Source organism: Streptomyces sp. NPDC026246, from assembly GCF_055567995.1.
The window spans coordinates 149,022-171,394 of record NZ_JBVHPJ010000011.1; the positions used below are offsets into that span (position 1 = coordinate 149,022).

21 protein-coding genes and 1 pseudogene are annotated in these 22,373 nt (G+C 72.9%); 15 read left to right on the top strand and 7 right to left on the bottom strand.

Annotated elements, in window-relative coordinates:
• Positions 1–39: 39 nt before the first annotated feature.
• Complete coding sequence (locus tag ACZ4M5_RS26100) at positions 40–1,275, bottom strand: PP2C family protein-serine/threonine phosphatase (protein WP_467740234.1); 1,236 nt, start codon at positions 1,273–1,275, stop codon at positions 40–42.
• A 293-nt stretch (positions 1,276–1,568) separates the two neighbouring features.
• On the opposite strand from ACZ4M5_RS26100, the gene ACZ4M5_RS26105 reads away from it, so the two are divergent.
• Positions 1,569–2,000 carry an Asp23/Gls24 family envelope stress response protein gene (locus ACZ4M5_RS26105; protein ID WP_467740235.1) on the top strand — a complete coding sequence of 144 codons (432 nt, stop codon included), beginning with the start codon at positions 1,569–1,571 and terminating at the stop codon, positions 1,998–2,000.
• Between the two features lie 38 nt (positions 2,001–2,038).
• On the top strand, positions 2,039–2,266 hold the full coding sequence (locus ACZ4M5_RS26110; protein ID WP_467740236.1) for a hypothetical protein: 228 nt from the start codon (positions 2,039–2,041) through the stop codon (positions 2,264–2,266).
• A 135-nt stretch (positions 2,267–2,401) separates the two neighbouring features.
• On the opposite strand, the gene ACZ4M5_RS26115 is transcribed toward ACZ4M5_RS26110, so the two are convergent.
• Positions 2,402–3,445 (bottom strand): fatty acid desaturase family protein, encoded by a 1,044-nt coding sequence (locus ACZ4M5_RS26115; protein ID WP_467740237.1) that lies wholly within the window; start codon positions 3,443–3,445, stop codon positions 2,402–2,404.
• Between the two features lie 658 nt (positions 3,446–4,103).
• Here ACZ4M5_RS26115 and ACZ4M5_RS26120 point away from each other — a divergent pair.
• A complete protein-coding gene (locus ACZ4M5_RS26120; protein ID WP_467740238.1) occupies positions 4,104–4,445 on the top strand; it encodes a PadR family transcriptional regulator in 342 nt (113 codons plus the stop codon).
• Positions 4,442–5,479, top strand: a complete 1,038-nt coding sequence (locus tag ACZ4M5_RS26125; protein WP_467740239.1) for a hypothetical protein — start codon at positions 4,442–4,444, stop codon at positions 5,477–5,479. Before ACZ4M5_RS26120 ends, ACZ4M5_RS26125 begins: the two co-directional genes overlap by 4 nt.
• A 46-nt stretch (positions 5,480–5,525) precedes the next feature.
• Here the strand turns inward: ACZ4M5_RS26125 and ACZ4M5_RS26130 are convergent, their stop codons facing one another.
• Entirely contained in the window at positions 5,526–6,002 is a 477-nt protein-coding gene (locus tag ACZ4M5_RS26130) for a MarR family winged helix-turn-helix transcriptional regulator (RefSeq protein ID WP_467740240.1), read from the bottom strand.
• A 96-nt stretch (positions 6,003–6,098) separates the two neighbouring features.
• Here ACZ4M5_RS26130 and ACZ4M5_RS26135 point away from each other — a divergent pair, with 96 nt between their 5' ends.
• The 9 genes and pseudogenes from ACZ4M5_RS26135 to ACZ4M5_RS26175 all read left to right on the top strand — a co-directional run bounded on the left by ACZ4M5_RS26135 (position 6,099) and on the right by ACZ4M5_RS26175 (position 16,363).
• Positions 6,099–6,506: an HGxxPAAW family protein gene (locus ACZ4M5_RS26135; RefSeq protein WP_467740241.1), complete on the top strand. Its 408-nt coding sequence runs from the start codon at positions 6,099–6,101 to the stop codon at positions 6,504–6,506.
• 440 nt (positions 6,507–6,946) lie between these two features.
• Positions 6,947–7,819 carry a DUF2797 domain-containing protein gene (locus ACZ4M5_RS26140; RefSeq protein ID WP_467740242.1) on the top strand — a complete coding sequence of 291 codons (873 nt, stop codon included), beginning with the start codon at positions 6,947–6,949 and terminating at the stop codon, positions 7,817–7,819.
• A gap of 107 nt (positions 7,820–7,926) precedes the next feature.
• Complete coding sequence (locus ACZ4M5_RS26145) at positions 7,927–8,667, top strand: response regulator transcription factor (RefSeq protein WP_467740243.1); 741 nt, start codon at positions 7,927–7,929, stop codon at positions 8,665–8,667.
• Positions 8,664–10,277 carry a sensor histidine kinase gene (locus tag ACZ4M5_RS26150; RefSeq protein WP_467740244.1) on the top strand — a complete coding sequence of 538 codons (1,614 nt, stop codon included), beginning with the start codon at positions 8,664–8,666 and terminating at the stop codon, positions 10,275–10,277. The genes ACZ4M5_RS26145 and ACZ4M5_RS26150 overlap by 4 nt, the downstream gene beginning before the upstream one ends.
• Before the next feature lie 14 nt (positions 10,278–10,291).
• Positions 10,292–10,813, top strand: a pseudogene (locus ACZ4M5_RS26155) (glycosyltransferase); the annotation flags it as partial.
• Between the two features lie 102 nt (positions 10,814–10,915).
• Positions 10,916–11,740: a GtrA family protein gene (locus ACZ4M5_RS26160; RefSeq protein ID WP_467740324.1), complete on the top strand. Its 825-nt coding sequence runs from the start codon at positions 10,916–10,918 to the stop codon at positions 11,738–11,740.
• A complete protein-coding gene (locus ACZ4M5_RS26165) occupies positions 11,737–13,905 on the top strand; it encodes an ArnT family glycosyltransferase (protein WP_467740245.1) in 2,169 nt (722 codons plus the stop codon). Before ACZ4M5_RS26160 ends, ACZ4M5_RS26165 begins: the two co-directional genes overlap by 4 nt.
• Positions 13,906–14,015: 110 nt before the next feature.
• Positions 14,016–15,512 (top strand): MFS transporter, encoded by a 1,497-nt coding sequence (locus ACZ4M5_RS26170; protein WP_467740246.1) that lies wholly within the window; start codon positions 14,016–14,018, stop codon positions 15,510–15,512.
• 92 nt (positions 15,513–15,604) lie between these two features.
• Positions 15,605–16,363, top strand: coding sequence for a TetR/AcrR family transcriptional regulator (locus ACZ4M5_RS26175; RefSeq protein ID WP_467740247.1), 759 nt, complete (start codon positions 15,605–15,607; stop codon positions 16,361–16,363).
• A gap of 28 nt (positions 16,364–16,391) precedes the next feature.
• Here the strand turns inward: ACZ4M5_RS26175 and ACZ4M5_RS26180 are convergent, their stop codons facing one another.
• Together ACZ4M5_RS26180 and ACZ4M5_RS26185 are read right to left on the bottom strand one after the other, a co-directional pair.
• Positions 16,392–16,862, bottom strand: coding sequence for a PPOX class F420-dependent oxidoreductase (locus ACZ4M5_RS26180; protein ID WP_467740248.1), 471 nt, complete (start codon positions 16,860–16,862; stop codon positions 16,392–16,394).
• Positions 16,863–16,872: 10 nt separating this feature from the next.
• Entirely contained in the window at positions 16,873–17,226 is a 354-nt protein-coding gene (locus tag ACZ4M5_RS26185; RefSeq protein WP_467740249.1) for an STAS domain-containing protein, read from the bottom strand.
• A gap of 220 nt (positions 17,227–17,446) precedes the next feature.
• On the opposite strand from ACZ4M5_RS26185, the gene ACZ4M5_RS26190 reads away from it, so the two are divergent.
• Together ACZ4M5_RS26190 and ACZ4M5_RS26195 are read left to right on the top strand one after the other, a co-directional pair.
• Positions 17,447–18,169 (top strand): ANTAR domain-containing protein, encoded by a 723-nt coding sequence (locus ACZ4M5_RS26190; RefSeq protein ID WP_467740250.1) that lies wholly within the window; start codon positions 17,447–17,449, stop codon positions 18,167–18,169.
• Positions 18,170–18,226: 57 nt separating this feature from the next.
• Positions 18,227–18,928, top strand: coding sequence for a GAF and ANTAR domain-containing protein (locus tag ACZ4M5_RS26195; RefSeq protein ID WP_467740251.1), 702 nt, complete (start codon positions 18,227–18,229; stop codon positions 18,926–18,928).
• Here ACZ4M5_RS26195 and ACZ4M5_RS26200 read toward each other — a convergent pair.
• Together ACZ4M5_RS26200 and ACZ4M5_RS26205 are read right to left on the bottom strand one after the other, a co-directional pair.
• Positions 18,911–19,732, bottom strand: a complete 822-nt coding sequence (locus ACZ4M5_RS26200) for a YceI family protein (RefSeq protein WP_467740252.1) — start codon at positions 19,730–19,732, stop codon at positions 18,911–18,913. The genes ACZ4M5_RS26195 and ACZ4M5_RS26200 overlap by 18 nt on opposite strands.
• Positions 19,733–19,822: 90 nt before the next feature.
• A complete protein-coding gene (locus ACZ4M5_RS26205; RefSeq protein ID WP_467740325.1) occupies positions 19,823–22,285 on the bottom strand; it encodes an MFS transporter in 2,463 nt (820 codons plus the stop codon).
• Positions 22,286–22,373 lie beyond the last annotated feature (88 nt).

Here is a 22,373-nt window from a genome sequence, read left to right on the forward strand (position 1 = left end):
GGCAGGCGTTCCCGGCACCGTCCAGGGGGAGTGCCCCGGTCACGGCTGTCGCCTCTCGCGGACGGCTGAAGCCTGCCGGGTGTCCGCTCCGGAACTGACGTGCCGCTGGGTCTCGTGGGGGCCGTGCCAGTCCAGGCACATGACGGTGGCGTCGTCCTCGAGCCGGCCCCCGGCGGCGTCCCGGGCCTCCGACGTCAGCGCCAGCGCGGCCTCCCGGGGGTGCAGGCCCCGGGTGTGCTTCAGCAAGGCGGCGAGGTCGACCTTGCCCCCGTGACGTTCGACCATGCCGTCGGTGAACATGAGCAGACGGTCACCGGGGCGCAGATCGAGGTCTTGGACGCGGTAGGGGTGGGGCGCGAACACGGACAGCCCCAAAGGATGGTCCACCTCGCAGGGGACCACCTCCACATCCCCCTGGCGCATGCGGAGCGGCCAGGGGTGACCGGCGTTGACGAACCGGGCCTGCCCGGTGCGCAGGTGGATGCGCAGCAACTGCCCGGTGGCGTGACCGTGGCCGTGATCGGCCAGGGCGCGGTCGGCCAGGCGGGCCTGCTCGACCAGGCCGGCTCCGGCTCGGCGGGCGCCACGCAGGGCGCTCACCAGGACCGTGGCGGCCAGGGCGGCATCGAGGTCGTGGCCCATGGGGTCGGTCACCGACACATGCAGGGTGTCGCGGTCCAGGGTGTAGTCGAACGTGTCGCCGCTGAGGCTCTCGGAGGGCTCCAGGCTCCCGCACAGGGTGAACTGCGCGGCCTCGCAGGACAGCGAGGAGGGCAGAAGCTGGTACTGGATCTCTGCCGCCAAGGTGGGCGGCCTGGAGCGCTTTCCCCAGGTGTAGAGATCGGTGAAGCGCCCGTTGGCGATCACGATGTAGGCCAGGGCGTGGGCGGCTTCCCCGACCGCGGCGAGGACGTCCTCATCGGGGTCGGCCGGCAGGAGCAGTTCCAGCAGCCCGATCGCATCCCCCCGGTTGGTCACCGGCATGATCACCCGATGCCCCTGGCCCGTCACCTCCTGATACGGCCGCTGGGTGCGGATCACCTCTTCATAGGCGCTGCCGAACATCGGGATCCGTTCCGCCTCCCGCCCACCCGTGGCAGGGGCGGTCGACAGCCGCGCCACGGCTTTCCCCGTCAGATCCACGATGAGGAACGAGACCCTTGCCGCCTTGAAGCGCCGCCGCAGGTCCTCCGCGACCACGTCGGCGGCGTCCACCGGCGCTGCCGTCTCCGCCGCGGTCAGCAACCAGGGAAGCTCACTCTGCCCAGCACTCACGACCGTGGTCCTTCCGCCGGCCCCCTGTCAGCTTGAGATCCTCTGCGATGAACGTCAATCGGCGGCAGGTCACCGTGGGCTGACCGGGGCTAGTCCCGCCGGCCGCGGCGCCGTTTCGGCGACGTCCAGCGGACGGTGCCCGTGGGCGAGCTGGACCTCGATGTGGCGGCTGAGCGGAACCGGCTCAGCTTGCGCTGATATCGGATCTTTTCTGCCGAAATCGCCGCAAGTACACTCAAAAGAATACGGCGAAATGATGTGACAGCCGGGCTCCGTGAGGGAGGAATGTCCCGATGACTGAGAACACCGGCGCAAGGCACGGTGGTGCGCCCGGTTCTCGCGGCCGGACGACCGTCGCAGATGTGGTGGTGGAGAAGATCGCCGGAATGGCGGCTCGCGAGGTGCGCGGCGTCCATGCCCTGGGCAGCGGATTCGCGCGCTCGATGGGGTCCGTGCGGGAGCGGATGCCCGGCGCCGGTGGTGGCAGGTCCGCCATGCGGGGGGTCAGTGTCGAGGTCGGAGAGAAGCAGGCGGCCATCGATCTGGAGATCGTCGTCGACTACGGCGTCTCCATCACGGACGTGGCCGGTGAGGTGCGGGAGAACGTGATTGCCGCGGTGGAGCGGATGGCGGGGCGGGACGTTGTGGAAGTCAACATCATGGTCAGCGATGTGAAGCTCCCCGACGAGGAGGACGAAGGGGAGGAGCGGCAGCGGATTCAGTAGCCGGGGCAGTGCAGTCCGCTTGAGTGAAGGAGCGCGTCATGAGCAGGGCTGTGGTGGGCTTGATGGCCGGGATGGCGCTGGGTTTCGCCGCGTATTTCGGTGACTTCTGGGCCTTCCTGCTGGTGCTTGGGCTGGGCATCCTCGGTCTCGTGGTCGGGCGCCTCGCGGAAGGTGACTTCGAACCGGGCGACTTCGTCCGCCGCCGGGACCGGCAGGAGCGGATCCGCGATGACCGGCGACGGGCACGGGGAGACTGGCGGCAGTGACCGGCTGGGCCGGCCCGCGCCCTGGCATACCCACGGGGAGCGCGGTGACGGGCCGCCGAACTCCGACCGCGCGCGTGCGGCTGGTGCCGGAGCCGCACGCCGACCGGGTCGTCCGAAGTCGCGGCATCGGGCCCGTTACGCGGGGACGCGGGAGTTCCGAAGCGGTGCTCCAGCCTGATGGAGACTGATGAGGGCCAGCCGATAGGAGGTGATCAGTCCGGTTTCCACGTAGTCCACACCCAGTTCCTCGCAGTAGCGCCGGACGATGGTCCGGGCCTTGCGCAGGTTGGGGCTGGGCATGCTGGGGAACAGGTGGTGCTCGATCTGGTGGTTCAGCCCGCCCAGGGCGATGTCGGTGAGGTGGCCGCCGCTGACGTTGCGCGAGGTGAGCACCTGGCGGCGCAGGAAATCTGGGCGGTCGTCACCCTTGAGGATCGGCATCCCCTTGTGGTTCGGCGCGAAGAGGGAGCCGAGGTAGACGCCGAACAGGCATTGGTGGACGGCGAGAAACGCGAACGCCATACCGAGCGGCAGCAGCCAGAACAGGACGCTCAGATAGACGACGAAGTGTCCGAACAGCAGCGCCCCGTCGAGCCCTCGATGCTTGAGCGAGCGATTGGCCAGCGCCTTCACACTCGACACGTGGAGGTTGAAGCCCTCCAGCGTGAGGAGCGGGAAGAACAGGAACGCCTGCCAGCGGCCGATCAGGCGGGGAAGCCCGGTGGCGGCCCGGGCCTGGTCCTGGGACCAGACCAGCAGGTCGGGGTCGAGGTCCGGGTCGAGGTCCTCGTGGTTGGGGTTGGCGTGGTGGCGGGTGTGCTTGTCCTGCCACCAGCCGTAGCCCATGCCGATACCGGCACCGGCCATCCGGCCGGACACCTCGCTGGCCCGGCGCCGGCGGAACACCTGGCGGTGGGCCATGTCGTGCGCGAGCAGGGCGACCTGGCCGAACACGACGGCCAGGAAGGCGGCGACCGCCAGGGTCCACCAACTGTCGCCGTTGAGTGCGACGGCCGCCCATCCGCCGACGTAGAGCCCGGTCACGACCGTGATCCGCAGTGCGTAGTAGCCGGGGCGGCGCCCCATCAGGCCGGCATCGGCGATCTTTCTGGACAGGCGGGCGAAATCGCTGCCGACCGCCTCAGGGGGCACGGGGCGGACCGTGGTGTTCGTGGCCATGGTGGTGACACTCTCTCCGGGAGGGAAGACGGCGCCGCCCCGGGGCCGATGAGACCGGACCGCAGACGGGGTTGCGCCTGCTGCTTCGTCGGCCGACGGCCGCGCAGGCCCTCCTCTGTAGGGGAGTTCCCTGCCGCGCGGGTCTCACACCGCGTCAGCGCAGGCTTCCGGAACGGTCCCGGGGAACCGCAGCGCCGGGGCGCACCAGCCGCGTGGTGGATCGGCTGTGGGCTGCGGGACGTCCTTCAGTCACGACGTACTTCTTCTCTCTGGGACCGAGACGGGGGCGGACACTCGGCGATGGCGCGACGCCCCGATTGACGTTGACGGCAGCTCTGACGGCAACGACGGCACACGCTCGCACGCGATCGCCAACCTGGGCGATCGGGATCTGAGGCTGTCGGCAGCGGGCACGATGCCCTGCCCGATCCTACGGATCAGAGAAGGTTGCAGGTTCGAATCCTGCCGAGTGCACACAGACCAGAGGCCCCGGAGAGATCCGGGGCCTCTGGCGTTTCCGTGCGCGGTGTCCGGTCAACTCCGCGTCCCCCGTGCCCCGTGAGCAGTCCTTGGTGAGCAGCCCTTGCGCCGGGGTTTCGTATGGTCGACTATTCTGGATAATCGAATAGTCGGTTGATCAGAACCCTCGGGAGGGCCGGTGGCGGTGAACACGGCGTGGACGCGGGCGGTGTTGCCCCTCTGCCTGCTGGGGGTGCTGGACGCCGAGGAGAAGAACTACGGGTACGCACTGCTGAGCCGCCTGGCCGAGGCGGGGCTGGAGGGCGTGAAGCCCGCGACCCTCTACCCCGCTCTGACGCGCCTGGAGGAGGAGGGCGCGGTCGAGGTCGAGTGGGGCGCCGGCGAGGGCGGGCCCGGCCGGAAGTACTACCGCATCACCGAGGCCGGACGGGAACGGCTGCGCCGGGAGAGCACCGCGTGGCACGACCTCCACGGGACCGTCGCGACGCTGCTCGGGGACCGTGAAGGGGGAGCGTCTTGACCACGACGAACAAGCTCGACTGGCCGCGCGAGGAGGACGAGACGTGGGCGGCGGTCGTCGAACTGCGCCTCGCCCTCGACCAGCAGGCCTCCGCCGATCTGATCCAGCAGGTCCTGGCGGAGGCGCACGACGCGGTGACCGAGACCGGCCGGACGCCGCACGACCTCTTCGGCGACCCCGTGGCGTACGCGCGCTCCGTGGCCGCGGAGCGGATCGGCGAGGAGGACCGGGCGCGCGTCGACGCCCAGGGCCTCACCCCGGGCGAGCGCCTCACCGCCTCCCTCGCGACACTCGGCCTGGCCGGAGCCGTCGTCGGCGTGCTGCGGTGGATCGACGACGGCCTCTGGGCGGACGCCGGCTGGTCGTCGCTCGCGGCGTTCACCGCCGTCGTGCTGACCGCCGTCCTGACGTCCGCCGTTCTCGCGGCCCGGGCCGCCGGGCGGATCACCGGATCGTGGATCTTCGCCTCGGCGGCGCTCGCGACGCTGGGCGGCGGTGCCGCCGCGGCCGGGTTCCTGCCCGATGAGCCGCTGTTCACGTTCCCGGTCCCGGCTCTCGCGGTGGCGGGCGTGGCGCTGACCGCAGCGGCGGTCGCCTTCCCGGACGACACCGCCGACCGCTGGTTCACCCCGGGGCTCCGGGGCGACGACGAGCGCTGGCTGTCTCACGTCGAGGGCCTGCTGCGCGGACGTCACGCGCTGCCGGCCGCGCAGGCGCGGGCCCATGTGCGGGAAGCCCGTCAGCATCTGGCCGCGTCCGGCGACGGTGCCGAGGAGGCCTTCGGCAGCGCCGAGGTCTACGCGATGCGCCTGGCCGACGGCCCCCGCCGGGAGCGCCGGCTGGCGCGGCGCAAGCTGTACGGCGTCACCGCGCTGACCGTGCTCGTCGTCTCGCTCTTCGCGGACGAACTGCGCGACGCCGACCTGTCCTCCCCCAGGTTCTGGATCTACGCCGGCGCCGCCGCCTACTGGATCTGGCACACGGCCCGGACATGGATCAGGGAGTCCGCGTCCGGTGGCCGCCCGGCGTCCTGAGGGCGGCGGGCGCACCCGGCGGCCCGCGCGTGCGAGGCGCCGCCGGTCAGTCGGGGCGGCCGTACTCCTCCAGGTAGGTCGCGGCCAGTGAGCCGGCCCGGGTGAACCAGTCCGTGAGCACGGCGATCTCGTCGGGCGTGTAGTCCGCGAAGAGCGCCCCGAGGCGGGCGTAGTACGGCTCGTAGACCTCGCGCACCCGGGCGACCGCCTCGGGCCGGGCGGCCACGCGGACCCGGCGGCGGTCGGCCGGGTCGGGGAGGCGGGTGATGTACCCCGCCCGTTCGAGCCGGTTCAGGATGCCCGTGACCGCACCCGTGGTGACGTGGACGCGCGCCGCCAGATCCCCCGCCGTGGGGTGGTTCTCGCCGGCCTCGATGACATAGCCGAAGCAGGTGAGGTCGGTCACACTCAAACCCACCTGCTGGGCGATCTCGTGCTGTCCGACCAGGTGCGTTGCGATGAGCTGGTCCATCGCCGACAGTGCCTGCTCCGGTGTGGCGGCCGGACGCGGCTTGGCTTGCATTCCCAGATCCCTTAGTTCGTGAGATGTTTGGGTTGTTAAACTCTTAGCTCGTGAGGGGTTCTGCTCGGAGGCCGAGCCCTCGATCGGAGGACGCACGTGAGCGCACATCAGTATGACCACGGGCACACCGCCGCAGGGTGGGTCGGATTCGGTATCGCCACCGTCGGGGCCGTCGTGGCGGGAGCGGGTGTCTGTGCCGTCTCGGGCCTGCTGATCGCCTCGGGGCTCGGCGTCGCGGTGCTCGGCCTCCTGGTCACCTGGGCCCTGCACCTCACCGGCTGGGGCAAGGGCCCGGGCGCGCGGCCCCGCGAGGAGTGGGGCTGGCGGGTGCGGGACTCGGCCGCCGCGGGCGGCCACGCGGACTGCCTCGGGTGCCGGCTGGCCGGAAGGGGGCGGCGCGGGGAGCGTGCCGGGCGGGACACCGTAGCGGTGCCCGTGCGGCGCGCGGAGGCGGAGCCGGAGACGGCCCTGGCGGGCGCCGTGGGGACCGGCACCGGCCGCTGATCCGGCGGCCGCACGGCGTCCGCCGGTGAGTGACCCGCTGATCCGGCTGTCACGTTCCGCCCGCCCCCGTGACAGCGCCGCCGACCGGACTGTGGCGTTCCCGTCCGCTCTCTGACTGGCCCGCCGACTGCGCTGTCGCGTTCCGCCCGCCTCCGGCAGGCCCGCCGACCGGGCCATCGCGTTCCGACCGCCCTCGTGACAGGCCCGCCGACCGGGCCGTCGCGTTCCGACCGCCCTCGTGACAGGCCCGCCGACCGGGCCGTCGCGTTCCGCCCGCCCTCGTGACAGGCCCGCCGCCCGGGCTGTCGCGTTCCGCCCGCCCGGGACCCGGCCGTTGTCGGTGCCTCCCCCGATGTCAGCAGGTCACCCCTGCTGTCAGTGTCTCCCTCGGTGTCAGCGCTCGCCCCTGCTGTCAGTGCCTCCCTCTACTCTCGGCGGTGATGGCACAGGCATGGACGTGCTCGGGGTTGCGGTGGTCGGCGGACGGGCCCGGGCTGGTGTGGTCCGGTGGGCGGCGCAGCGCGCTGACCTGGGGTAAACGGGTGGCCTTCGGGGTCGCGGAAGGGGGCGGGCGGAGATGTCGGGGGGCTCGGGGGCACGCGTGCCCGGTCGCCGCCGCCGTGCCGGGACGCAGTACGGGCGCCCGGTGCGAGGAGTGCGCGCGGCTGGACCGGGCCCATTCCGTCGCGGCGGACACCCTGGCCGACGATCCCCGGCCCTACCGCGTCTATCTGGCGTGGTTCGGGCCCGGCATGGTCAAGGTCGGGATCACCGCCGAAGAGCGGGGACCGGCCCGGCTGCTGGAGCAGGGGGCCGTCTGCTTCACCTGGCTCGGGGTGGGGCCGCTGATGGCCGCCCGGCGCAGCGAGGAGCTGTTGCGGGCCGCCCTGCGGGTGCCCGACCGGATCCCGTACGCCGACAAGCGAGCCGTGCGCTCGGCTCTGCCCGGGACGGAAGGGGAGCGGGCCGGGGAGATCACCGCGCTGCATGCGCGGGCCGTGGCACTGCCGGGGTGGCCCGAGTCGCTGGCGCGTGAGCCACTGCGGGTCGTCGATCACGCGGCCGTGTTCGGGCTGGCGGGGCTGCCCGCCGCCGTGGGGGAGGTGCGCGAGCTGGTCCCGGGCGGTGCCATCGGTGGGGAGTTGGTCGCGGCCGCCGGACCCGACCTGCATCTGGACACCGGGAGCGGTGTCGTCGTCCTCGACACGCGGTTGATGACCGGGTGGGAGCTGGGTCCTGCCCGGGAGGGTGAACGGAGGCTGCCGGTACGGCGGTTCAGGGAGGACGCCGGGGTGCAGGACGGCTTGTTCTGAGACGGGCGGCACTTCCCAGGAACTCCCTGGGAAGTGCCTGTGTGTTTCTCAGGGAAATCACAGACGCGGGCAAGGGCGCTCTCAGAGCCCGCCGACATCGTGACCGCATGACCACGACCTCGCCCCAGGGGCGCACCGAACTGCTGAGGCCGGACGGGAGCCCCGTCCGCGTGCTGGTGGTGGACGACGAGGCGTCGATCGCCGAGCTGCTGTCCATGGCCCTGCGCTACGAGGGCTGGCAGATCCGCAGTGCCGGTGACGGCATGGGCGCCGTCCGGGCCGCCCGCGGTTTCCGGCCCGACGCCGTCGTGCTCGACATGATGCTGCCCGACATGGACGGGCTGTCCGTCCTCGGGCGGCTGCGGCGGGAACTGCCGGACGTGCCGGTGCTGTTCCTCACCGCCAAGGACGCGGTGGAGGACCGGATCGCCGGGCTCACGGCGGGCGGCGACGACTACGTCACCAAGCCGTTCAGCCTGGAGGAGGTCGTCGCACGGCTGCGCGGGCTGATCCGGCGGTCCGGCGCGGCCGACCGGCGGTCCGGCTCCGTGCTGACCGTCGGCGACCTGACCCTGGACGAGGACAGCCACGAGGTGACCCGCGGCGGGGACGGCATCCATCTGACCGCGACCGAGTTCGAGCTGCTGCGGTTCCTGATGCGCAATCCACGGCGCGTGCTCAGCAAGGCGCAGATCCTCGACCGCGTCTGGTCCTACGACTTCGGCGGGCAGGCCAACGTCGTCGAGCTGTACATCTCCTACCTGCGGCGGAAGATCGACGCCGGGCGGGAGCCGATGATCCACACGCGGCGCGGCGCCGGCTACCTGATCAAGCCCGCGGCGTCGTGAGCGGACGGCCCCGCCCGCGTGTCCGGCGCGAGCCGGGCGGCCGGTGGGCGGGCCGCCCGCGCACGCTGCGGACGCGGCTCGTCGTCGCGTCCGTGGTGCTGATCGCCGTGGTGTGTGCGGTGATCGGCACCGTGACGACGCTCGCGTTGCGGTCCCACCTGTACGAGCAACTGGACGGGCAGCTCGGCGCCGCCGCGTCCCGGGCCGCGCTGAGCCCGCCGTGGGACCCCGACGCGGTGAGCGGGGGCGGTGGGCCGGTCCGGCAGACGGAGGAGAGCCTCACCGTCTTCGTCACCCGGGGGCCGCAGCCGGCCGGCACGATCGCCGCCAGGATCGAGGACGGCCGGATCACGGAGTCCAAGTACGGCGTGTCCGGCGACGACTACCGGATGAGCGCCCGGTCGCTGAACTCCGCCCAGACCGACGCGCTGATGTCCGTGCCGCAGTCCGACGGGTCGCCGAGGACCGTCGGCATCCCCGGCCTGGGCGAGTACCGGGCCGTCTTCAAGAGCGGGGACAAGGGCAGCTACTACGTCGCCGTCCCCACCACGGACGTGACCAGCACCGTCCACACCCTCGTCCTGGTCGAGATCAGCGTCACCGGTGCCGGTCTCGCCGCGGCCGGTCTGGCCGGTTCCGTCCTGGTCGGCGCCGCCACCCGCCCCCTGCGCAGGGTCGCCGCCACCGCCACGCGCGTGTCCGAACTCCCCCTGCACAGCGGCGAGGTGCACCTCAACGAGCGGGTGCCCGACTCCGAGACCGACCCGCACACCGAGGTCGGGCGGGTCGGGGCCGCGCTGAACCGGATGCTCGACCACGTGCACGCCGCGCTGCACGCCCGGCAGCGCAGCGAGACGCGGGTCCGTCAGTTCGTTGCGGACGCCAGTCACGAACTGCGCACACCCCTCGCCTCCATCCGCGGGTACGCCGAACTCACCCGGCGCGGACGCGAACAGGTCGGGCCCGACACCCGCCACGCCCTCGGGCGGATCGAGACCGAGGCCGACCGGATGACCCTGCTCGTCGAGGACCTGCTGCTGCTCGCCCGCCTGGACGCCGGACGGCCGCTGCAGTGCGCGCGGACCGACCTCGTGCCGCTCGTCGTGGACGCCGTCGGCGACGCCCGCGCGGCCGGCCAGGACCACCACTGGCGGCTCGACCTGCCCGACGAGCCCGTGCCCGTGACGGCGGACGCGGCCCGGCTGCACCAGGTGCTGGTCAACCTCCTGGGCAACGCCCGCACCCACACCCCGCCCGGCACGACCGTCACCGCCCGCGTCCGGCGACGCGGCCCGTGGTCGTGCGTCGACGTGGAGGACGACGGGCCGGGCATCGGGGCGGAGTTGCTCCCGCACGTCTTCGAGCGGTTCGCGCGCGGCGACTCCGCCCGGTCCCGCGCCACCGGCTCGACCGGTCTCGGCCTCGCCATCGTGCAGGCCGTGGCGGCGGCGCACGGCGGCACCGTGACCGCCGACAGCGCCCCCGGGCGGACCGTGTTCACCCTCCGGCTGCCCGCCGCGGCCCACCCGCAGTGCCACGATCGGGACGACGGGCCGCCGTACTCACAGGCGGGCCACAGCGTCACCACACGGCCGGGACAGGGCGCCTGACGACAGTCGGTCCCATGCGAACCGACTCTTTCCCCGGCACCCTGCCGGCGCGGGAGCACCTCCCGGCCGCACCGGCCGCCGCGCCCGTCCTGGACGTCGTGGTCCCCGTTCACAACGAGGAGAAGGACCTGCAGCCGTGCGTGCGCCGGCTGCACGCGCACCTGGCCCGCACCTTCCCCTACGCGTTCCGCATCACGATCGCGGACAACGCCTCCACGGACACCACCCCGGCGGTCGCGGCCCGGCTGGTGGCGGAGATACCCGAGGTCGGCAGCGTCCGGCTGGAGCAGAAGGGCCGGGGCCGGGCCCTGCGGGAGGTCTGGTCGGCCTCGGACGCCCCCGTCCTCGCCTACATGGACGTGGACCTGTCGACCGACCTCAACGCCCTGCTCCCGCTGGTGGCGCCGCTGATCTCCGGTCACTCGGACCTGGCGATCGGCTCCCGGCTGGCCCGCAGCGCGCGCGTCGTGCGCGGGCCCAAGCGGGAGGTCATCAGCCGGGCGTACAACCTCGTGCTGCGCGGTTCCCTGCAGGCCCGCTTCTCCGACGCCCAGTGCGGGTTCAAGGCGATCCGGCGCGATGTGGCGCAGGCGCTGCTGCCGCTGGTCGAGGACACCGGCTGGTTCTTCGACACCGAGATGCTGGTCCTCGCCGAACGGGCCGGGCTGCGCATCCACGAGGTGCCGGTCGACTGGGTCGACGACCCCCACTCGACCGTGCACCTGGTGCGGACCGCGACCGACGACCTCAAGGGGGTGTGGCGGATCGGCAGGGCCCTGGCCACCGGCTCGCTGCCGCTGGACCGGCTGGCCCGGCCGTTCGGCGACGACCCGCGCGACCGCGAGCTCGTGGACGTGCCGAGCGGGCTGGCCCGCCAGCTCGTCGGCTTCTGCGTGGTCGGTGCCCTGTCCACCCTCTTCTACCTGCTGCTCTACAGCGGCTTCCGGGTCTTCACGGGCCCCCAGACCGCCAACGCCCTAGCCCTGCTGGTCTCGGCGGTCGCCAACACCGCGGCCAACCGGCGGCTCACCTTCGGGGTGCGGGGGCGCGCCGGGGCCGTACGGCACCAGGCGCAGGGTCTGGTGGTGTTCGGTATCGGGCTCGCGCTCACCAGCGGCTCGCTCGCCGCGCTCGGCGCGGCCACCTCCGCGCCCGCCCACTCCACCGAACTGGCCGTCCTGGTCGCCGCCAACCTCGCGGCGACCGTGCTGCGCTTCCTGCTCCTGCGGGCCTGGGTCTTCCCCGACCGGCGCACGGACGGGACGCGGGCGACGGCGAACGGCCCCGTGGCGGCCCGTCCGTCAGCCCCGCTCCCACGCCACCTGATCCAGCAGCCCCACGAGCACCGGTGCGAGATGCCGTCGCACCAGCCCCACGAGTCGCACCAGCCCTACGAGTCCCACCACCACCCGGCGCCGCAGCCGGCCCGCACGCACGACATCGACCCGGGGGACCTCCGATGACCGTCCACCTCCACCGGCCGGACCCCGGCACGGACACACCGCACGGCAGCGGACCCCGCCCTCCGGCCGGCGCACCCGCCTCCGACGCGCCCCGCGGCCCCCTGCCCCACCGGCTGTGGCGCGGACGGCCCGAGGACCCGCGCTGGGTCCGGCCCGCGTTCCTCGCCCTGCTGGCCGCCACCGCCCTGCTCTACCTGTGGAACCTGAGCGCCTCCGGATACGCCAACTCCTTCTACTCCGCGGCCGTCCAGGCGGGCAGCCGGTCCTGGAAGGCGTTCTTCTTCGGCTCGCTGGACGCGGCGAACGCCATCACCGTCGACAAGCCCCCGGCCGCGCTGTGGCCGATGGCCCTGTCCGTCCGGCTCTTCGGGCTCGGCTCCTGGGCGATCCTCGTCCCCGAAGTCCTCATGGGCGTCGGCACGGTGGCCGTCGTGTACGCGGCCGTCCGTCGCCGGTTCGCTCCCGCGGCCGGACTGATCGCGGGCGCGGTGCTCGCCCTCACGCCCGTCGCCGCGCTGATGTTCCGCTTCAACAACCCGGACGCGATGCTGGCCCTGCTGATGGCGCTGGCCTGCTTCTTCGTCCTGCGGGCGCTGGAGGACGGCCGGACCCGGTGGCTGGTGTGGGCCGGTGCGGCGATCGGGTTCGCGTTCCTCGCCAAGACCCTCCAGGCGTTCCTGGTCCTCCCGCCGCTCGCCCTCGTGTACGGCGTCTGCGCGCCGGTGCCGGTGCGGCGGCGGATCGGGCAGCTCGCCGCGGGCCTGGCCGCGATCGTGGTCTCCGGCGGCTGGTGGGTGGCGATCGTCGAGCTGTGGCCCGCCACCTCCCGCCCGTACATCGGCGGCTCGCAGAACGACAGCTTCCTGGAACTGACCTTCGGCTACAACGGCTTCGGCCGCCTCGACGGTGACGAGACCGGCAGCGTCGGCGGCGGTGGGGGCGGCGGCCGGGGCGGCGCCTGGGGCGAGACCGGCTGGGACCGGCTCTTCGGCTCCTCCCTCGGCGGCCAGATCTCCTGGCTGATCCCGGCCGCGCTGATCCTGCTGGCCGCCGCCCTGGTGGCCACCCGCGGTGCCCGGCGCACCTCCGCGACCCGCGCCGCGTTCCTCGTCTGGGGCGGCGCCCTGGTCACGACCATGCTGGTCTTCAGCTACATGCGGGGCATCTTCCACGAGTACTACACGGTGGCCCTCGCCCCCTACGTGGCCCCGCTGACCGGCACGGGCGCGGTGCTGCTCTGGGAGAGGAGGGACAGGGCGTGGGCGTCCCTGGCCCTGGCCGCCGCCACGACGGCGACGGCGGCCTGGGGGTACGTCCTGCTGGACCGCTCCTCCGGCTATCTGCCGTGGCTGAAGTGGTGGGTCCTGGCCGGAGGTCTCACGGCCGCCCTGGGGCTGGTCCTCGCCGGCCGGCTGGGGCGGCGGCTCGCGCTGGGAGCGGCGGGGCTGGGGCTCGCCGCGGCGCTGTCGGGCCCGGCGGCGTACACGCTGACCACGGTGAACGAGGGGCACTCCGGCTCGATCGTCACGGCGGGCCCGGCGGTCGCGGGCGGCCGCGGCGGACCGGGCGGCGGTGGCGGCCCCGGTGGCGCGGGGCCCGGTGCCGCCGCGCCCGGTGACGGCTTCCCGGGCGGCGCTGCGAACCGGCGTGACGGCACCGGCGCCGCCCAGGGACAGCCGGACGGCGGCTTCCCCGGCGCCGGCCTGCCGGGGCAGGGCCGCAACCAGCAGGGCGGGCAGATGCCCGAACGGCCCGGGCGGAACGGGGGCGGCGGCGGGCGCGGGGGCGCCGGCGGCCTGCTCGACGGCGCGTCCGTCAGCGACCGGGCGAAGAAGCTGCTCACGACCGGGGCCGACCGGTACACCTGGGCCGCGGCGGCCATCGGCGCCCAGAACGCGGCGAGTTACCAGCTGTCCACGGGCAAGCCGGTGATGGCCGTCGGCGGCTTCAACGGCACCGACCCGTCACCGACCCTCGCGCAGTTCAAGCAGTACGTGGCCGACGGGAGGATCCACTACTTCATCGCGTCCGGCACGGGCGGTGGCATGGGGGCCGGCGGCAACGGCACCTCCGCGCAGATCACGTCCTGGGTGCAGGCCACCTTCACCAAGGTCACGGCCGGTTCGTCCACCTTCTACGACCTCACGAGCAGGACGAGCGGCTGACCTTTCCCGACGGGGGCCGGTGAGGGGCGGTGGCCGGAAGTCACCGCCCCGCGGCGCCCCCGGCGAAACTCTGTTGTACACCGTAAGGCAACGGTTCTACGGTGTAGAACATGACGACGTCCTCCCGGGAGACAGCCCCGCCGCAGGCGGCACACTCCGGCCATCCCCAGCGCTGGCTGATCCTCGGTGTCATCTGCCTCGCGCAGCTCACCGTGCTGCTCGACAACACGATCCTGAACGTGGCGATCCCCTCGCTCACCCGCGAGATGGACGCCTCGACCGCCGACGTCCAGTGGATGATCAACGCCTACTCGCTGGTGCAGGCGGGACTGCTGCTCACCGCGGGCAACTCCGCCGACCGCTACGGCCGCAAGCTGATGCTGATGGCCGGCCTGGCGATCTTCGGCGTGGGCTCCCTCGCGGCCGGACTGTCCCAGACCCCGGGTCAGCTCATCGCGGCCCGTGCGGGCATGGGCGTCGGCGGTGCGCTGCTGATGACCACGACGCTCGCCGTCGTCGTGCAGATCTTCGACGAGCAGGAGCGGGTGAAGGCCATCGCGCTGTGGTCGACGGTCAGTTCGCTCGGCTTCGCGGCCGGGCCGCTGATCGGCGGGGTGATGCTCGACCACTTCTGGTGGGGCGCGATCTTCATTGTCAACATCCCGGTCGCCCTGCTCGGCCTGGTCGCGGTCGCCGCGCTCGTGCCGGAGTCGAAGCACAAGGCCGGCGACCGGCCCGACCTGCTCGGGGCGGTGCTGTCGACCGTCGGTATGACGGCCGCCGTGTACGCGATCATCACCGGGCCCGAACACGGCTGGACCTCGGGCCAGGTGCTGCTCCCCGCGCTGATCGGCCTGCTGGTGCTCGGCCTGTTCGTGCTGTGGGAGCTGCGCACCGAGCACCCGATGCTCGACATGCACTTCTTCCGCGACCAGCGGTTCGTCGGCGCGGTGGCGGGCGCGATCCTCGTGGCGTTCGGCATGACCGGGTCGCTGTTCCTGCTCACCCAGCACCTGCAGTTCGTCCTCGGCTACGAGCCGCTGGACGCGGGGCTGCGGACCGCCCCGCTGGCGCTGACGGTCGTGGCGCTCAACTTCACCGGCGTCGGGGCGAAGCTGGTGCTCAAGGCGGGCACGCCCGCGGCGATCGCACTCGGCATGACCCTGGTGTCGGCCGGGCTGGCGTCGATCGCGCTGCTCGGCGCGCACGGGTACGGCGGGATGCTGCTCGGGCTGGTCGTGATGGGTGCCGGCGTCGCCCTGTCGATGCCCGCGATGGCCAACGCGATCATGGGGGCCATCCCGCCCGAGAAGGCGGGCGTGGGCGCGGGGATCAACGGCACGCTCGCGGAGTTCGGCAACGGGCTGGGCGTCGCGGTCCTCGGCGCGGTGCTCAACGCCCGCTTCGCCTCGCTCGTCGCGGTGTCCGCCGCCTCGCTGCCGGCGGCGCTGGCGGCGGCGGACTCGGCCGAGGAGAAGGCCCGCATCTCCGACGCGTTCGCCTCCGGGCTGGAGACCAGTCAGCTGGTCGGGGCGGTCGCCGTCCTGGCGGGCGGACTGGTCGCGGCCGCGTTGCTCCGGCGGGCCGAGCGGGCACGAGCAGCCTGAGGGCTCGCAGCCGCCCGTCGGACACAGCCCCGCGCCCGGTGATGACGGCGCGTCTAGCATGAGCCGCGTCGGAGGATCGAGGAAGGTGCGCCATGGCGAGGACGGCCCGGCAGGACAAGCCGCGGACCAGCGTCTGGCTGGAGGGCAAGGCGCACCGGCGGCGCGGCGGCGGGCAGCCCTCGGGGCTGGACCGCACGCGCATCGTCGAGGCCAGCGTGCGGCTGCTGGACGCGGAGGGACTGGCCGGGTTCTCGATGCGGCGCCTGGCCGGTGAGCTGGACGTCACCGCGATGTCCGTCTACTGGTACGTCGACACCAAGGACGACCTCCTCGAACTCGCCCTGGACGAGGTCATGGGCGAGATGCGGCTGCCCGACCCGGACGCCGCGGAGGACTGGCGCGAGCAGCTGCGGGCGCTGGCCCGGGAGTACCGGACGCTGCTGGTGCGCCACCCGTGGGTGTCCCCGCTGGTCGGCGCCTACCTCAACATCGGCCCCAACAACCTGGCGTTCTCCCGGGTCGTCCAGCGCGTGGTGCGCCGGACCGGGCTGCCCGCGAAGCGCATGACCAGCACGATCTCCGCCGTCTTCCAGTTCGTCTACGGCTACGGGACCCTGGAGGGGCATCTCGCCACCCGGGCCGCGGCGGGCGGGCTGACGATGGACGAGTACTTCCAGCAGGCCCTGACCGCCGTGACGGCCGCCCCGCAGGCCGCCGAGGTCGTCCGGGAGTCCCAGGAGATCATGGCGGCACGCGGGGGCGAGACGGTCGCCGAGATGCTGGAGCGGGACTTCGAGTTCGCGCTGGAGCTGCTGATCGCCGGGATCGAGGCGATGGCCGGCCGCGCGTGAGGACCGGCCGCGCGCAGCAGCCCGGGCTCTACTCCCCGTCGACGAGCCGCGCAGGGAAACCGCCGGTGGCCACCGGCCCCCAGCGCTGCGGGGTGATCCGGATGACCGACTTGCCCTGCCGGACCATGGCCGTCCGGTACTCGTCCCAGTCCGGGTGCTCACCGGCGATGTTCCGGTAGTACTCCACGAGCGGCTCGACGGATTCGGGCGCGTCGACGACCTCGGCCGTGCCGTCGATCTGCACCCAGGGGCCGTCGAAGTCGTCGCTGAGCACGATCAGGCTCACGCGCGGGTCCCGCTTGGCGTTGCGGGTCTTGGCCCGCTCCGGGTAGGTGGACACCACGATCCGGCCCGAGTCGTCCACCCCGCAGGTGAGCGGCGAGCCCTGCGGGCTGCCGTCACCCTTGCGGGTCAGCAGGATCGCGTGGTGGCGGGGGCGTACGAAATCGAGCAACTCGTCCAGGGAGACACGGGTGTTCGTCGCGATGTTCGGTGCCATGCCCGGCAGCCTACGTCGCCAGGGCCTCGGCGAGGTTGTCGTACACGGGCACGTCCCGGCGCATCCCCGTCAGCTCCAGCACGCGGCTCGCGATGCCCTCCGGGCGGGCCACCAGACGCATCCGCGCGCCGGGGCGCAGCCGGTGCCGTACGTCGTTGATCAGACGGATGCCCTGGGAGTCCATGAAGGAGGTCGTGGTCAGGTCCAGGATCAGGATTTCCAGCCGGTCACCGCGGTCCCGCGCCGCGGACATGATGTGCGGGAGCAGCTTCCCGGCGGTCGAGAAGTCGATCTCCGCGGGCATGGCGAGATGGACGCGGCCGGGCAGGTCGTGCGGCTCGGTGGGTTTCGGGAAGAAGGTCACGGGCTCTCACCTGGCAGACGATCGTCCGGTTACCGGTAAGGCCGCTTCCTGACCCGCAGCCATTTCATCACGCCGGGCGGCGTGGACGGAAGCGGCCCCGGCCCGGCCGCCGTCGGCCGGGCGTCACTTCCAGGCAACCGAACAGTTAGAGTGCTGTCCGTCCTGTGCTCGCAGTCGGGAATGTGCTGCGGAGCTCTCCTGCGCACGGCCATGGCCGTGCATGCCGAAGAGGTTCGTGGTGGCTGCGTCCGAGTTTCCTGGTTTGCCCCGTTTTCCGGCTGGCTTCGAGCTGGCCGAGGCGCTTACGGCGGCTTCTCAGCACCTGCACGAGACCCTCACACCGGACGGCACTCTCCGCACGGCGGCCCGGCTGGCCGTGGACATCCTGCCCGGGGCCGATCACGCCGGGATCTCCGAGTTCGAGCGCGGCAGCGCGCCGCGCACGCTCGTCTGCACCGACGACGTCGTCCGCTCCGCCGAGGCCGGGCACACCGGAGGCGAGCAGCCCACGCACTGGGACCGGCTGTGGGACAGCCCGGTGGCGTCGATAACGGACAGCGAGGCCGACGACGGCGGGGACGCGCTGGCGGCGCTGGGCCTGCGCTCGGCTCTGTCGCTGCGGCTGCGCGCCGACCGCCGCCGGCTGACCGTGCTCACCGCCTACGCGCGTAAGCCGGGCGCCTTCGACGAGGACGCCACCCGCGTCGGCCGGCTGTTCACCGCGCACGTCAGCGTCGCTCTGGACTCCGCCACCGTGCGCGAGCAGCTCACCGAGGCCATGCACACCCGCGACCTGATCGGGCAGGCCACCGGGATCCTCATGGAACGCCAGGGCATCGACGCGACGGCCGCCTTCGACAGCCTGGTGCGGGCCTCCCAGCGGGAGAACGTGAAACTGCGCGCCATCGCCCGCCGGATCGTGGACACGCACAACACGCCCTGAGCGAAGCCCGCTTGCCCGCGGGGCGTGTTCGGGAGGGGACGGGATACCCGTACCGGCATGAGTTCCGAGACATCCGGCACGCTGGACCAGGCGATGGTGCGCAGCAGTGGTCTCGACACCCTGCTGCGCGATCTGACCGACCGTGCGGTCCAGGAGGTGCCGGGCGCCGCCGCGTGCAGCGTCACGGTGCGCCGGGCCGGCCGGCTGCTCACGCTGGCGGGCAGCGACGGCATGCCGAGCGGCCTCGACCTGCGCCAGTACGAGAACGGCGCGGGGCCCTGCGTGGACGCCGCCGACACCGGAGGCGAGCAGTACGCCCCGGACCTGGCGGTGGAGACCCGCTGGCCGGCGTACGCCGCGTACGCGCTGTCCGTGGGCGTCCGCTGCGTGCTGGCGGTCCCCCTCACCGTCGAGGGCGGGAGCGGCGCCGCCATCAACTACTACGGCACCGGGGCGGACGAGCTGGGCCCGGGCCGGGAAGCGGCCCGGGCCTTCGCGGCCCGGGCGGGGGATGCGATCAACATGGCGCTGGCCATCGAGAGCCGCCGCCAGTCCGCGGCCGACGTGCGCACCGCGCTGCTCTCCCGCAGCGTCATCGACCAGGCGATCGGCATCCTCATGGCCCGGGAGCGCCTCGACGCGCGCACCGCGCTGGAGCGGCTGCGCCGGGCCTCACAGGACCGCAACGTCAAACTGCGGGACCTGTGCGGCCAGTTGGTGGCGAAGGTGTCCGCCCCGGGCTCACACCGCCGGCAGTGACTCGCCCTGCACGGCCTGGATGTCCAGCTCCACCCTGAGCGTGGTGCCGATGGCGGCGATGCCCGCCTGGAGGACCTGGTTGTAGTTCATCGCGAAGTCCTCGCGGCGCAGTTCGGTCGTGGCGCGGAACGCCGCGCGGGTGCCGCCCCACGGGTCCGGGCCGGTGCCGAGGTAGGCCAGGTCCAGGTCGACCGGCCGCACGACGCCGTGCATGCCCAGCTCGCCGTGCACGGTCCACCGGTCGGACCCGTTCGCCGTCAGGCCCGTGGACCGGAAGGTGATCTCCGGGAAGCGCTCGACGTCCAGGAAGTCCGGCGACTTCAGGTGCCCGTCGCGCATGCCGTTGCCGGTGTCGATGGACGCGGCCCGGATCACCGCCTCCACGCGCGATTTGGTGACGTCGTCCGGGGCGATCTCGATCGCGCCGGAGAACTCCGTGAACCGGCCGTGCACGCTGGAGATGCCCAGGTGCTGTGCCACGGCGGCGACGCTGGAGTGCACCGGATCCACGGTCCACGGCCCGGGCGGCGGCAGCTCGGTGCCGCCCTGGCGGGCCAGCGTCACCGTGCCGGCCTCGGCCCGCCCGCTCGCCGTGACGATCACGCTGGACGCGGCGGGCGCGTACCCGACGGCCGTGACGATGACGGTGTACGCCCCCGGCTCCATCGGCGTCGCGTCCCGGACGGCGCCCTCCGCGTCGGCCTCGGCCCGCAGCACCTGCGCGCCGGTCATGTCCGCCACCGTGACGACCGCGTGCGACACGGCCCATCCGTCCCGGGTACGGATCCTCGCGGTCAGTCCCATCTCGTACAACTCCTCAAGAAAAGAGACCGGCCCGTGGCAGGGGGCGCACCTCCGCTCGGAGCGCGCCCTCCTGCCACGGGCCGGGGTCGGCTACTCGCCGGGGTGGGCGAGTTCGATGTCGTGGCCGTCGGTGCCGCCGCCGGTCACCGTCAGGGCCGTGGCCACCGGCGGGTAGCCCGTGGCGATGACGGTGTACTCGCCGCCGTCCAGGTCGGTGAAGGCGTACGCCCCGTCCGTCCCGGTCGTGGCCGAGCCGACGACGTTGCCGGCCTGGTCGACGAGCGTGACCCGCGCGTCGGCCAGCGGGCCGTGCGGTGCGCGGACGACGCCCTGCACCCGGGCGCCCGCCTCCAGGTCGACCTCGATCCGGGTGACCCCGGTGCCGCCCACCTCCACGGGCAGGGCGCGCGGCCGGTACCCGGCGGCGTTCACCGCGACGGTCACCGCCCCCGGCACGAGCTCGGCGAAGGAGAACTCGCCCTGCTCCCCGGTGGCCTGGGTGGCCAGCAGGTCGCCGCGCACATCAGTCACGATGACCATGGCGTCCTTGACCGGCTGCCCGCTCTCCACGGCGCGCACCAGCCCGGTCAGCCCGCTGGTGCCGCTGAGCAGGACGTCGTAGGCGACCGGCTCGCCGTTCACCACGATCGTGGAGGCCTGCGGCTGGTAGCCGTCGGCGGAGGCGATCAGGACGTACGAGCCGGCGCCCGGGGCGTCCACCGCGTACGAGCCGTCGGCCTGCGCCACCGACCGGCCCAGCTGGCGCCCGGCCAGCGAGATCAGCGTGACGGCCGCCTGCGGCACGGGTGCGGACTCGTTGCCGCGCACGAAGCCGCGCACCGGCACCCCGCCCGCGCCCGGCGCGGACTCCTCGGCCCGGGTCGCGGTCGCCACGGCGGCGAGCCGCTGCGTCCCCTCCGGCCCGGTCCCGTCGGCGGTCGCGGTCTCGGACACCGCCCAGCTGGGCGCCGCCTTCTCCGTGACGACGGACCCGGTGGCCGCTTCGGCGGGGGCCTCGGCGGGCGTCTGCGGTTCCGCGGCCTGGGACAGGGCACCCCTGGTCTTCAACGGGACCTCCTTGATGAACAGCGACACCAGCAGGGCGAGCAGGGCCATCGGCGCCGAGTAGAGGAACACGTCCGCCACACCGTGGCCGTAGGCGCTCTCGACGACCGTGCGGATCGGCGCGGGCAGCGCGTTCAGGTCGGGGATGCCGCCGCCACCCGTGCCGGCGTGGCCGAGGGCCTCGCCCTTGGCGCCGAGGCCGGCCAGGCCGTCCTTGACGTAGTCGGTGATCTTGTTGCCGAGCACCGCGCCCAGCGCCGAGACGCCCACGGCACCGCCCAGGGACCGGAAGAAGGTCACCGTGGAGCTGGCGGCGCCCAGGTCGCCCGCCTCCACCTGGTTCTGCGTGCACAGCACCAGGTTCTGCATCATCATGCCGATGCCGAGGCCCATCAGCGCCATGAAGATCGCTATGTGCCAGTACTCGGTGTCATAGCGGATGGTGCCCAGCAGGCCGAGCCCGGCCGTCACCAGCACACCGCCGGCGAGCAGCCAGCCCTTCCAGCGGCCGGTGCGGGTGATGACCTGGCCGGAGACGGTCGAGGAGACGAACAGGCCCGCGATCATCGGGATGGTCATGACGCCGGACATCGTCGGCGACTTGTCCCGGGCCAGCTGGAAGTACTGGCTGAAGAAGACGGTGCCGGCGAACATCGCGACACCGACGAACAGCGAGGCCAGCGAGGCCAGCGTGATGGTGCGGTTGCGGAACAGCCGCAGCGGGATGATCGGCTCGCTCGCCTTGGCCTCGACCAGGACGAACAGGGCGAGCAGCGCCAGGGAACCGCCGACCATGGCGTAGGTCTGCCAGGACAGCCAGTCGTACTTGTCACCGGCGAAGGTCACCCAGACGAGCAGCAGGCAGACGGCGGCCGTGATGAAGAAGGCGCCGGCCCAGTCGACCTTGACCTTCCGCTTCACCACGGGCAGGTGCAGGGTCTTCTGCAGCACGATCAGGGCGATCACGGCGAAGGGCACGCCGACGTAGAAGCACCAGCGCCAGCCGAGCCAGTCGGTGTCGGTGATGACACCGCCGACCAGGGGGCCACCGACCATCGCGGTGGCGAAGACGGCGCCGAGGTAGCCGTTGTACCGGCCGCGCTCACGCGGCGAGATCATCGCCGCCATGATGATCTGGGCCAGGGCGGACAGACCGCCCATGCCGATGCCCTGGACGGCGCGGAACGTGATCAGCATGCCGGGGTTCTGCGACATGCCCGCCGCGGCCGACCCCAGGACGAAGACGACCAGCGCGATCTGGATCAGCAGCTTCTTGGAGAACAGGTCCGCCAGCTTGCCCCACAGCGGGGTGGTGGCGGTCATCGTCAGCAGGGACGCGGTCACGACCCAGGTGTAGGCGCTCTGGCCGCCACCGAGGTCGCCGATGATGCGGGGCAGGGCGTTGGAGACGATCGTCGACGACAGGATCGCGACGAACATGCCGAGCAGCAGGCCGGTGAGGGCCTCCATGATCTGCCGGTGTGTCATCGGAGCGTCGCCGGAGGAGCCGTGGGAGCCTCCCCCGTGCTTGGCATGAGCCCGCACACCGGCTGGTGTGGTCGTTGCCATGGGCTTC

Coding starts and splice junctions, on each gene's coding strand:
- ACZ4M5_RS26105 (WP_467740235.1), top strand. CDS start 1,569: ATGACTGAGAACACCGGCGCAAGGCACGGTGGTGCGCCCGGTTCTCGC.
- ACZ4M5_RS26110 (WP_467740236.1), top strand. CDS start 2,039: ATGAGCAGGGCTGTGGTGGGCTTGATGGCCGGGATGGCGCTGGGTTTC.
- ACZ4M5_RS26115 (WP_467740237.1), bottom strand. CDS start 3,445: ATGGCCACGAACACCACGGTCCGCCCCGTGCCCCCTGAGGCGGTCGGC.
- ACZ4M5_RS26130 (WP_467740240.1), bottom strand. CDS start 6,002: ATGCAAGCCAAGCCGCGTCCGGCCGCCACACCGGAGCAGGCACTGTCG.
- ACZ4M5_RS26140 (WP_467740242.1), top strand. CDS start 6,947: ATGGCACAGGCATGGACGTGCTCGGGGTTGCGGTGGTCGGCGGACGGG.
- ACZ4M5_RS26145 (WP_467740243.1), top strand. CDS start 7,927: ATGACCACGACCTCGCCCCAGGGGCGCACCGAACTGCTGAGGCCGGAC.
- ACZ4M5_RS26160 (WP_467740324.1), top strand. CDS start 10,916: ATGCTGGTCCTCGCCGAACGGGCCGGGCTGCGCATCCACGAGGTGCCG.
- ACZ4M5_RS26165 (WP_467740245.1), top strand. CDS start 11,737: ATGACCGTCCACCTCCACCGGCCGGACCCCGGCACGGACACACCGCAC.
- ACZ4M5_RS26170 (WP_467740246.1), top strand. CDS start 14,016: ATGACGACGTCCTCCCGGGAGACAGCCCCGCCGCAGGCGGCACACTCC.
- ACZ4M5_RS26175 (WP_467740247.1), top strand. CDS start 15,605: ATGGCGAGGACGGCCCGGCAGGACAAGCCGCGGACCAGCGTCTGGCTG.
- ACZ4M5_RS26180 (WP_467740248.1), bottom strand. CDS start 16,862: ATGGCACCGAACATCGCGACGAACACCCGTGTCTCCCTGGACGAGTTG.
- ACZ4M5_RS26190 (WP_467740250.1), top strand. CDS start 17,447: ATGCCGAAGAGGTTCGTGGTGGCTGCGTCCGAGTTTCCTGGTTTGCCC.
- ACZ4M5_RS26195 (WP_467740251.1), top strand. CDS start 18,227: ATGAGTTCCGAGACATCCGGCACGCTGGACCAGGCGATGGTGCGCAGC.
- ACZ4M5_RS26200 (WP_467740252.1), bottom strand. CDS start 19,732: ATGGGACTGACCGCGAGGATCCGTACCCGGGACGGATGGGCCGTGTCG.
- ACZ4M5_RS26205 (WP_467740325.1), bottom strand. CDS start 22,285: ATGACACACCGGCAGATCATGGAGGCCCTCACCGGCCTGCTGCTCGGC.